Here is a 9,489-nt window from a genome sequence, read left to right as displayed (position 1 = left end):
TATGCCGTGGGACTGGGAGACCTTCCCCGAGTTCCTCGACAGCGTCGAGCGCACGCCCAAGGGCGTGAACGTGATGTCCTTCGTGCCGCTGGCCCCGCTCTACGGCTACGTCGTCGGTCTGGACGTGGCCAAGGGCCGGCCGGTGACCGACGAGGAGCTGCAGCTCATGTGCAAGCTCCTGATCGAGGGGATGGAGGTCGGTGGCTGCGGTCTGTCGGCGCAGATCCTCGGGGACGTCGGCAACGTGCAGCTCGACTACGACGGCACCCCCATGGTGACCGACCTGATGAGCGAACGGGACCTGCGGGCGTTCAGCCAGGCCCTGGGCGCGCTCGGGCGCGGGGTGGCGCAGGTGACCTCGCCGCTGGAGACCGCGGCGTTCATGGCCCGCGAGAGCGGGCGGCCGATCATCTGGAACGCCCTGCTCGCCGACGGCGCGCTCAACCAGCACGGCGGCCAGCAGATGTCGCACCGCGACGCCCTGACCCGCCTCACCGAGCTCAACGAGCAGGAGGGCCTGCGGGTCTTCGCCCAGGCGCTCACGACCAACTTCGCCTCCGAGTTCACCCTGGAGGACTACAACCTGGCGGATGCGATTCCCTGCTGGAAGGAGGCGCTGATCGGCACGATCGCCGAGAAGCGGGTGAAGCTCGCCGACCCGCGGCGCCGGGCGCAGATGAAGCAGGTGCACGCCGAGCGCGGTGGTCTGTTCGGCGCCGGCTACGTGCTCACCGACATCAAGTGCCACTGGATCTCCAGCGACGTCGCGGACGCCCGCGCGCTCAAGGACACCTACGAGGGCTACACCATCGGCGAGATCGCCGCGCGGGAGAACAAGCACCCGATCGACGCGATGCTCGACCTGGCCGTCGCCGGTGAGCTGCGGGTCGGCTTCGCCACGCCGCTGCTGCGGACGCCGCCGCAGGCCATGAAGGAGATCGCCACCGGGTCGGTCTCGCTGCCCGGGGTCAGCGACGGCGGCGCGCACACCAAGTTCGTCACCACCGCCCGCTACCCGAGTGAGCTGCTCGGCCTGTGGGTGCGCGAGCACGAGATCATGTCGCTGGAGCAGGCGCACTGGCGGCTGTCCGCCTACCCGGCGCAGGCCGCGGGCCTCAAGGGCCGCGGTTTCCTCGCCGAGGACGCGCCCGCCGACGTCATCGTCTACGACCCGGACACGGTGGACAGCCTTCCCGCCGAACGGGTCTGGGACTATCCCGCCGGTGAATGGCGGCTCATCCAGAAGGCCACCGGTTATGACCGGATCGTGGTGAACGGCACGACCACCTTTGTCGACGGTGAATGCACGCAGACCACTCCCGGTCGGCTGCTGCGGCACGGCACCGAATGACCATCCGACCGATCCGGCAGATCCGACCGATCCGGTTCGACCAGACAGCAGAAGGCATTTGACGTGACCGACATTTCTGGATTATCAGCAGTTTTCGACGCCGACAACCACTACTGGGAGTCCAGCGACGCCTTCACCCGGCATCGCGATCCGGCTTTTCTCGACCGTGGACTGCGGGTCGTCGAGCGAGACGGCGAGATTCGCTACCTCCTCGGTGATCGGGGCCATCCGATCCTGCCCGGGCCGGGCGACGTGCATCCCCGTCCCGGCGCTCTCTACGACTACTTCGGTGGACGCGGCGACAAGGGTTCGGTCGGCGCGGAACTGGCCTGCGAGGCACCGGCGGACCATCCCGACTGGTTCCAGCGGGACGCCCGACTGCGCCGCATGGACGAACAGGGCCTGGCCGCCGTCTGGATGTTCCCGTCCCACGCGGTGTGCGTGGAAGGTCCGATGCAGCCCGACATCGAGGCGTCCATCGAGGTGCTGCGGGCGTTCAACCGGTGGCTCGAGGAGGACTGGGGCTTCGCCTACCAGAACCGGATCTTCGGCGTGCCGTTCCTGACCCTGTCCGACCTGGACCGGGCGGTCACCGAACTGGAGTGGTGCGTCGGGCGGGGCGCGCGGGTGGTGAGCATCCGCAACGGGCCGGTGTTCACCCCCGAGGGCTACCGGTCACCCGCCGATCCGCGGTTCGACCCGTTCTGGGCCCGGGTCCAGGAGGCCGGGATCGTCGTCGCCCCGCACGCCGGGTTCGACGACGGCTACCGGGAGGTCGAGGCGGCGATCGCGCGGAGCTGGGGCTACCACGAGACCAGTCGCGGCGGCGACACGAACGCGATCACGCGGGACGTGCCGTTCCTGAAGATGCTGATGAAGCACCGGCTCGTGCACGACTTCGCCGCGGCCCTGGTCGCCCACGGCCTGTTCGAGCGGTTCGGCGACCTGCGGATCGCGTTCATCGAGAACGGCGGCACCTGGGCCCACTGCTGCACGGTCTGCGGGTGATGCAGGGCCAGAATCCCGGGATGTTCACCGGCTCGCTGGTCGACCAGTTCATCGAGCACTGCTGGGTCGCCCCGTTCGTCGAGGACGACGTGGCGGAGCTCGCCGTGCACCTGCCGGTCGAACGGATCCTGTTCGGCTCCGACTGGCCGCACGCCGAGGGGCTCGCCGAGCCGAAGGACTTCCTCGGCGGCCTCGGCTCCTTCTCGGCGCACGACCGGCGGCGCATCATGCACGACAACGCCAGCGAGCTCACCCGGCCCGCGAGGTAACACAGCAGCCGGCCGGAGCGCTCCTGGTGGTCAGGCGCTCCGGCCGGTCCGGACAGTTCTGGCCGGTCAGGTGTTCTGGCCGGTCAGCGTCCTACTGCTGGTCGGGCAGGGTGAGGACGACTCCCGCGGTCTGGCCGCCGTCGATGGCGATCTCGGCGCCGGCGATGAAGGCGGCTCTGTCGGAGAGCAGGAAGACAACGAGCTCCGCGATGTCCGTGGGCAGGCCGGCGCGGCCCAGCGGCGTGGCGGCCAGCCGCTTCTCGGCCACCGGGTCGCCATCGCCGATGACCATCGGGGTCAGCACCGGCCCGGGGAACACGGCGTTGACCCGGATGCCGTACGGGGCGAGCTCGAGGGCCGCGACCTTGGTGAGGCCGCGCAGCGCCCATTTCGACGAGGAGTAGGCACTGTGCAACGTCCAGGCGGTGGCTGCCGCGGCCGACACGGTGTTCACGATCGCGCCGGCGCCCGCGGCCCGCAGGTGCGGGGCGACCGCCTGCAGGCCGAGGAACGGCCCGAGGCAGTTGATCCGCCACACCCGCTCGAAGTCGGCCGGGTTCTCCCGCTCCAGGGACTCGCGGCGCAGCACACCGGCGTTGCTGACCAGACCGTCGAGACGTCCGAAGCGATCCAGGCCGCCCTGGACGGCCTGCGCCCAGGCCGCCGCGTCGGTGACGTCGAGGGAGACGGCATGAACCGCGTCCGGCAGGGCGTCGGCAAGCTCGTGCACGTCGGGCAGGACGTCACCGGCGATGACACGGCCCCCGGCCGCCACCACCCGCTCGCTGATCGCCCGGCCCTGCCCGCGGGCGGCACCGGTGACCAGCACGACCCGGCCGTCGAGCTCCACGGCGGGCGTGGGGCTGGCGGTCGCGGGCGTGCTGCCGGTGAACGATGGTGTGGTCATGGCTGGCCCGGTCAGATCGCCGACTCGCCCTTGAGCATGGCGCCGGCGTCGATGCGGAAGTTCTGCCCGGTGATGTACTTCGACTCGTCGGAGACGAGGAAGAGCACCAGGTCGCTGACGTCGCTCGGCTCGATGTGGGGGATCGGCATCGCCTGCATGGCTGGGAACGCCAGCTCCGCGTCCTCGCGGGTCGGGTTCTCCAGATCGGGCCGGAACGCCTTGTAGATGTCGTCGTTCTGCAGCAGGTGGGTGTTGGTGTTGGTGGGGTGCACGGCGTTGAGCCGGATGCTGCTGGCCGCAAGCTGCAGCGCGAGGGTCTGGGTGTACTGGAAGATGATCCGCTTGGCCCACGCGTACCCGGCGCCACCGCTGTTGCCCAGGTTCTCCGTGGTCCCCTTCATCATCCCGGCGGTGGAGCCGGTGATGACGATCGACGCACCGGACTTCAGGTGCGGCAGGCTGACCGCGACGGTGTTCATCGCACCGATCAGGTCGACGTCGGTGCTGTCGACGAACCCGCTGACCAGGGTGATGTCCTTCCACGGGCAGATGCCGGCGTTGGCGAGGACGATGTCGAGCCGGCCGAAGCGGGCGATCCCCTCGGCCAGGGCGGCCTGCAGCTGCGAGCGCTCGCGGACGTCGGCCTTGACCGCGACGATGTTGCGCCCGAGGGCCTCCACCTCCTTGACGGTCTGGGCGAGGTCCTCCGGTGTGGCCAGCGGGTAGTTGACGGTCTCGATCTGCTCACAGATGTCGACCGCGACGATGTCCGCGCCCTCCTGGGCGAGGCGCACCGCGTGGCTGCGGCCCTGGCCGCGGGCGGCTCCGGTGATGAATGCGACCCTGCCATCAAGCTTGCCCATGGGAGACCCTCCAGTTCGTTCGACGCCTGCTGCGACCGTCGGTCGTCACAGCGACCGGCGCGGCCCGGCCACGCGTCGGCCGGCTCTTCAGTCAGATCGGATGCGGCGACGTCCGGATGACACCTGACATTAGGTGCCAGCGGCACCGAGCGCCAGTGGCACCGGGTGCCGTTGATGTCGGATGCCTGTGACAACCGTTGCGGCGATATCCGGTTCGTCGCGACCCGGGCGGTGCGGCCTGTCCGCGGACCACCGCTGACAGGGGGTCTCCGGCGCCGAAAGGGACGGGCGGCAACCGCTGCTGCGGCGGGTTCTGGACGTTGTCGCTCCGGCCGAATCATGATCCCCGGTCGTCGCGCCTATGACATCGCACCGCAACGAGCGATGTCAACGCTGACGGGGAGGTCGGCCGATCCCGCGCGATGAACTGGCCGATCCGGCGTGATGGTCAGCCCGCCGGGCCGGCCCGGTGCGACAACCCTGTCGCCCGGTGGTCGTGAGAGCTCCCCGCTTCGGGGCCCGGGTAACCCACGGTCGCCACCTGGCCGGGTCCCGCCGCGGGCGGCAAACTCGACATCGACCTCATCGCTGACCTTAGAGTCGAACGGGTTCGGCCCCGTCGGATCGGCCTGCCGTGCGCCCGCGCCGCGCGCATCCGACGACGGCCCGACGAGGACGACACGGCGGCGACCGCGCGGCGGGGACCAGGCGGGCGACCGCCGAGCGGCGGCGACATGGCGATGACGGGACGGGACGGCCGACAGTGACGACACAGCGGTGAGTGCGACGGCGAGCCGGGGCACGGCAGGCGCCGGCAAGGGGACCTCGAACGTCATCGGCGAGCTCGCCCTGACGGTCGAGGAGGTCGGCGACGAGCTGCACGGTCTGCTGCCCGCGGTCCCCGAGCTCGCCGTGCCGGGCACGCCATGGCTGCGGGCCTCGGCGCTGGCCGCCCTCGCGGACGTGGTGCTCGGCCTGCTGGGGGTGCGCGAGATCGCCCCACGGGTCCCCGTCACCCTCGCGCTCGACGTGCACCTGTTCCAGGAGATTCCGGCGGGCGGCCAGACGGTGCGGGGAATCGGCCGGACCGTCAAGTCGGGCCAGACGGTCCTGGTGTCCGCGATCGACTTCGTCGGCGAGGACGGCCGCCTGCTCGGCATCGGCAGCAGCATCTTCGTCCCGGCGCCCGACCCGGCACTGCGGATGCCGCCCGGCGGGTGGGCCCTGGACTCGATGCGTCATCTCCGGGGCCGGCTGCGCGAGCCGATCGCCACCCGACTGCGCTGCGAGCCGGTCGTGCCCGGTGTGGTGTCGATGCGGGTGGGGCCGGACATGTCCAACGCCGCCGGCACGCTCAACGGCGGGCTGGTGCCGGTGCTCATGGAGGAGGCGCTGTTCTCGTTGCCGCCGCGGGTGTCCCCACCGGGCACGACGCTGGCGTCGTTGGGGATCCGGTACCTGCGTCCGGTCCGGCGGGGCCCCGCCGTCGCGAAGGCCAGGGTGGCCGGGGGAGTAGTGGCCGGGGGAGACGTGGCCGAGGGAGAGACCGGCGGGAACGGGTCGGCCGTGGCGCGGGGCGTGGTCGCCACGATCGAGGTGCGGGACGAGGCCACCGACATCCTGGCCATCCTCGCGACGGCCCGCACGTTCCCGGCCCGCCCGCACCCGCCGACCGCCCGGGGCGTCTCCGATCCTTCCTCCGAGACCAGTCCGTTTCTTCCTGCTGACCCGGCCGTCCACCCCGGCCCTGCCGTTCACGCAGGTCCAGCCGTTCATGCAGGTTCATCTGTCCACGTCGACGGAGAGTGAGATCATGACAGCTCCAGAGCAGGCGGCCTCCGAACCGGCCGAGGCATCGGCCCTCGTCGCCGTCCCCATCCCGTTGCGGGCCCGGGCCTGGTGGGGGGACCAGCTGATCGCCGAGTCGACCGCGACGGTGTGGGGACGGCAGCCGGACGGGACGTCCGCGCTGTACTTCCCGCGTGAGGATGTGCGGCTCGACCTGTTCACCCCGACGTCGACGCCGGCCACCTGCCCGGTCCGGGGCGGCGCCCAGACCTGGTCGATCGACGGCAAGGTGCCGCCGGCGCTGCGCGGCTGGGGCGCGCCGCCGGTGCCGGGCGCGGTCGTCGACGGGCAGGACGTGGCGTGGCTGTTCACCGAGCCGGCCGCCGGCCTAGAGTGGCTCGCGGGGCTGGTCACGTTCGACCATGACCGGGCGCTCGTCGAGATCGTCGACGGGGTCGACGGGGACGATCCGCGCGACGTCACCGTCAAGCAGTTCCCGATCTGGGGTGACGTCGCGGATCTGGTCGACATTCTGGACGTGCGCCCGGACGGCGAGCGCCGATACGTCAGCGGGTTCCTGTCGAGCCCGGGGCGGCCCGTGGTCGAGGCCAGCCAGATGCTCGGCCAGGCGATCGTCGCCGCGAGCCGGCATGCGCCGGGCCGCCGCGTCGTGTCGGCGCACATGGTGTTCTACCGGGCCGCCGACGCCCGCGAGCCGTTGGCGTTCGAGCTCGAGGAGCTCAACAACGGTCGCAGCTTCACCTCCGTCATCGCGCACGTCGACCAGGGTGGCCGGCGGCGCGCGTCCGGGACGCTGCTGCTCGACGTCACCGGGGAGGACGTGTTCCGCCACGCGGCGCCGGCACCGCCGGCCCCGGGGCCCTACGAGTCCGAGCCGCTCGACATGGCGGTCATCGGCCGGGATCTGCGGATCCCGGCCGGGGAGTACGACGACGATCCGGCGGCACCGGTCGGGCCGCCGACCATCGACACCTGGGTGCGCTTTCGCGCGGTGCCGGCCGACCAGCCGCTGCATGCGGCACTGCTCGCCCAGTTCACCGGGCACATCTCGATCTCGGCGGCGATGCGCCCGCACGCCGGCGTCGGCCAGTGGCAGGCCCACCGCAGCCTGTCCACCGGTATCAACGCGATCGCACTGTCGCTGCACGCCGATATCCGCGCCGACCAGTGGCTGCGCTATCACCATCACTCGACTGTCGCGAACGGGGGAATGACCCACAGCGAGTGCCGGGTGTACACCGAGGACGGGGCGCTAGTCGCGTCGTTCACGGTGGACGCGATGGTCCGGCCGATGCCCGTGCGCCCCGGTACCGGCGACCATCGGACGGCGATGTGAGCGGGCGGCCAGGCTGATCATCGATGGTGGGCCGGGCGTCTGGCGTCAGGGCGTCACCATGTGATCGCGTATCGCAGGGTTTTGGCATGCGCGGGCCGTTGTGCCGGGTGATGCTGGGCGGGGAGGGAGGACGCCGTCCATGCGTCGTGCTGGTGTTCCGCTCGCGACCGACCCGGGGGCCTCGCCCGGCGCGCCGTCCACGTCAGGGGTCGCCGCGGCTCTCCTGCCCGCGGCGCCACTGGGCGGTCGGGCCTTCGGCCTGCTCGCGTTCGCCACCGCGGTGCTGGTCGCCGCCGTCCTCATCCCCCAGGCCGCGCTCGACGGCGGGAATCGGCGTCCCTTCGAGATCTTCGGGCCGCTGGTCCTGAGCGGATGGTCGCTGCTGTTGGGCGTGGTCGCGGTGCTGCGCACACGCCGGGAGGAGCGGCGCTGGCGGGCGCTGCTGACCGGAGTGCTGGTCTTCGTCGTGGTCGGGGCGATCCAGTGGATCGTGGTCTTCGGCGTGGACCACGACCGGCGGGTGCACTACGCCAGCCTGAACGCGGTGCACCTGGTGCCGGTGGGGCTGGCGTTCCTGGCGGTGCTGGCGCTGCCGGGAGAGCCCCGGCGCGACGCGGCCGACCCGTGCCGGGCGAAGCCCGACCTGGGTCGCTACCTGCTGATGCTCCTCGACGGACTGCTCATCGCCGGGTCCGTCCTTCTGCTGCTGTGGGTGGAGGTGCTCGGCGACCTGCACAGCAGCGGACTGTCCGCCGCCCAGTACTGGCTGGGGCTCGGGACCATCCTCGGCAGCGCCGCCGAGCTGTTCGCCCTGCTGCTGCTGCTCACCTTCGGCCGTCCCCGCAGTCCCCGGGCGGTCGCGCTGTACGCGGCCGGCGCGCTGTGCACCACGGTCGCCACCGGCGCGAGCGTCCAGTGGGCGCTGATCCAGCGGGTGGAGATCAACCAGACCACGAGTGCCTGGGTGGGGCTGGCGCTCGGTCCGCCGCTGCTCGGGCTGGCCATGCTGGTCCCGCCCGGGCGCAGGCGGCCCGGCCCGGGCCTGACGTCCGCGCCGGGCACGCCCTGCCGGTCATGGGGCGACCAGCTCGCGGTGTGGGCGCACGTCTACCTGCCGTACCTGCCACTGAGCGCCGTCGCCGGGCTGGTGGTGGCGACCGCGGCACGGGGCGACGCCCTGCGCGGAGTCACCCTGACCCTGTTCATCACGCTGGTGGCGCTCGTGCTGATCCGGCAGATGGTGACCGTCGCCCAGAACACCCGGCTCCTGGTCAGCGTGCGCGTCGCCCAGCAGGAGCTGCGTTACCAGGTGCTGCACGACCCGCTGACGGGACTGGGAAACCGGATGCTGTTCGACGCGGAGGTCGCCGACGCGGTCCAGGACCACCGGGCGCACGGAACGCCGGTGGGGCTGCTGTACTGCGACCTGGACGAGTTCAAGGCGGTCAACGACACCCTGGGCCATGCCGCCGGTGACGAGCTGCTGCGCGCGGTCGCCGGCCGGATACGGGGCGCGGTGCGCCGGGGGGATCTCGCCGCCCGCATCGGTGGGGACGAGTTCGCCGTGCTGCTGCGCGATCTCGGAAACGACCCGCGGGCGGTCGGGGAGCTCACGGCACAGCGGGTCCGCGAGGCCATGTACAACCCGCTGCGGGTCCACGGACACGACCGTCGGGTGTCCGTGAGCGTCGGGCTCGCGGTGGTGGCCGCGGCCGGTCCGCTGGAGGGTCCGGAGGAGCTGCTGCGGCGTGCCGATCGGGCGATGTACGCGGCGAAGAGCGGCCGGCGCCGCCGCCCAGCAGCGGCCCCCGACCCGGTGGCGGCGCCCGCGACCGGGTCGGGGGCCGCCCTGTGGCCCGCGCCGCCGACCGGTCATGGTGGCGCCATGACGGACGGCGACCCCGTGATCCCGAGACCCATGTGACCCGTGACCCCGGTGATCCGGG

General features: G+C 71.8%; 8 protein-coding genes. 6 read left to right on the top strand and 2 right to left on the bottom strand.

Annotated features, from left to right (window positions below; translation table 11 throughout):
• The 3 genes from G6R24_RS00965 to G6R24_RS23560 form a co-directional block, all read left to right on the top strand.
• Nucleotides 1-1,351, top strand: a 1,351-nt coding sequence (locus G6R24_RS00965) for an amidohydrolase family protein (protein WP_163547261.1), incomplete at its 5' end; no start/stop codon positions are given.
• 63 nt (nt 1,352-1,414) lie between these two features.
• A complete protein-coding gene (locus tag G6R24_RS00960) occupies nt 1,415-2,359 on the top strand; it encodes an amidohydrolase family protein (protein ID WP_338083925.1) in 945 nt (314 codons plus the stop codon).
• A complete protein-coding gene (locus G6R24_RS23560) occupies nt 2,359-2,628 on the top strand; it encodes an amidohydrolase family protein (protein WP_338083926.1) in 270 nt (89 codons plus the stop codon). The genes G6R24_RS00960 and G6R24_RS23560 overlap by 1 nt, the downstream gene beginning before the upstream one ends.
• Before the next feature lie 91 nt (nt 2,629-2,719).
• On the opposite strand, the gene G6R24_RS00955 is transcribed toward G6R24_RS23560, so the two are convergent.
• Nucleotides 2,720-3,535, bottom strand: a complete 816-nt coding sequence (locus tag G6R24_RS00955; RefSeq protein WP_163547260.1) for an SDR family NAD(P)-dependent oxidoreductase — start codon at nt 3,533-3,535, stop codon at nt 2,720-2,722.
• A gap of 11 nt (nt 3,536-3,546) precedes the next feature.
• A complete protein-coding gene (locus tag G6R24_RS00950; RefSeq protein ID WP_163547259.1) occupies nt 3,547-4,398 on the bottom strand; it encodes a mycofactocin-coupled SDR family oxidoreductase in 852 nt (283 codons plus the stop codon).
• Between the two features lie 777 nt (nt 4,399-5,175).
• Here G6R24_RS00950 and G6R24_RS00945 point away from each other — a divergent pair.
• From G6R24_RS00945 to G6R24_RS00935, 3 genes are all read left to right on the top strand, one after another.
• A complete protein-coding gene (locus G6R24_RS00945; RefSeq protein WP_163547258.1) occupies nt 5,176-6,207 on the top strand; it encodes a PaaI family thioesterase in 1,032 nt (343 codons plus the stop codon).
• Between the two features lie 4 nt (nt 6,208-6,211).
• Nucleotides 6,212-7,543: a DUF427 domain-containing protein gene (locus tag G6R24_RS00940; protein WP_163547257.1), complete on the top strand. Its 1,332-nt coding sequence runs from the start codon at nt 6,212-6,214 to the stop codon at nt 7,541-7,543.
• A gap of 139 nt (nt 7,544-7,682) precedes the next feature.
• Nucleotides 7,683-9,467, top strand: coding sequence for a GGDEF domain-containing protein (locus tag G6R24_RS00935; protein WP_163547256.1), 1,785 nt, complete (start codon nt 7,683-7,685; stop codon nt 9,465-9,467).
• The last annotated feature ends 22 nt before the right edge of the window (nt 9,468-9,489 follow it).

The organism is Candidatus Frankia nodulisporulans, from assembly GCF_902806475.1.
In the GTDB taxonomy this organism is placed as follows: Bacteria; Actinomycetota; Actinomycetes; order Frankiales; family Frankiaceae; genus Frankia; species Frankia umida.
Note: the sequence above shows the minus strand (reverse complement) of the source record. Positions and strands in the feature narration are given on the sequence as shown.

Bases quoted from the DNA above. Each gene is read 5' to 3' on its own strand.
- G6R24_RS00950 (WP_163547259.1), bottom strand. From the start codon at position 4,398: ATGGGCAAGCTTGATGGCAGGGTCGCATTCATCACCGGAGCCGCCCGC.
- G6R24_RS00955 (WP_163547260.1), bottom strand. From the start codon at position 3,535: ATGACCACACCATCGTTCACCGGCAGCACGCCCGCGACCGCCAGCCCC.
- G6R24_RS00940 (WP_163547257.1), top strand. From the start codon at position 6,212: ATGACAGCTCCAGAGCAGGCGGCCTCCGAACCGGCCGAGGCATCGGCC.
- G6R24_RS00935 (WP_163547256.1), top strand. From the start codon at position 7,683: ATGCGTCGTGCTGGTGTTCCGCTCGCGACCGACCCGGGGGCCTCGCCC.
- G6R24_RS23560 (WP_338083926.1), top strand. From the start codon at position 2,359: ATGCAGGGCCAGAATCCCGGGATGTTCACCGGCTCGCTGGTCGACCAG.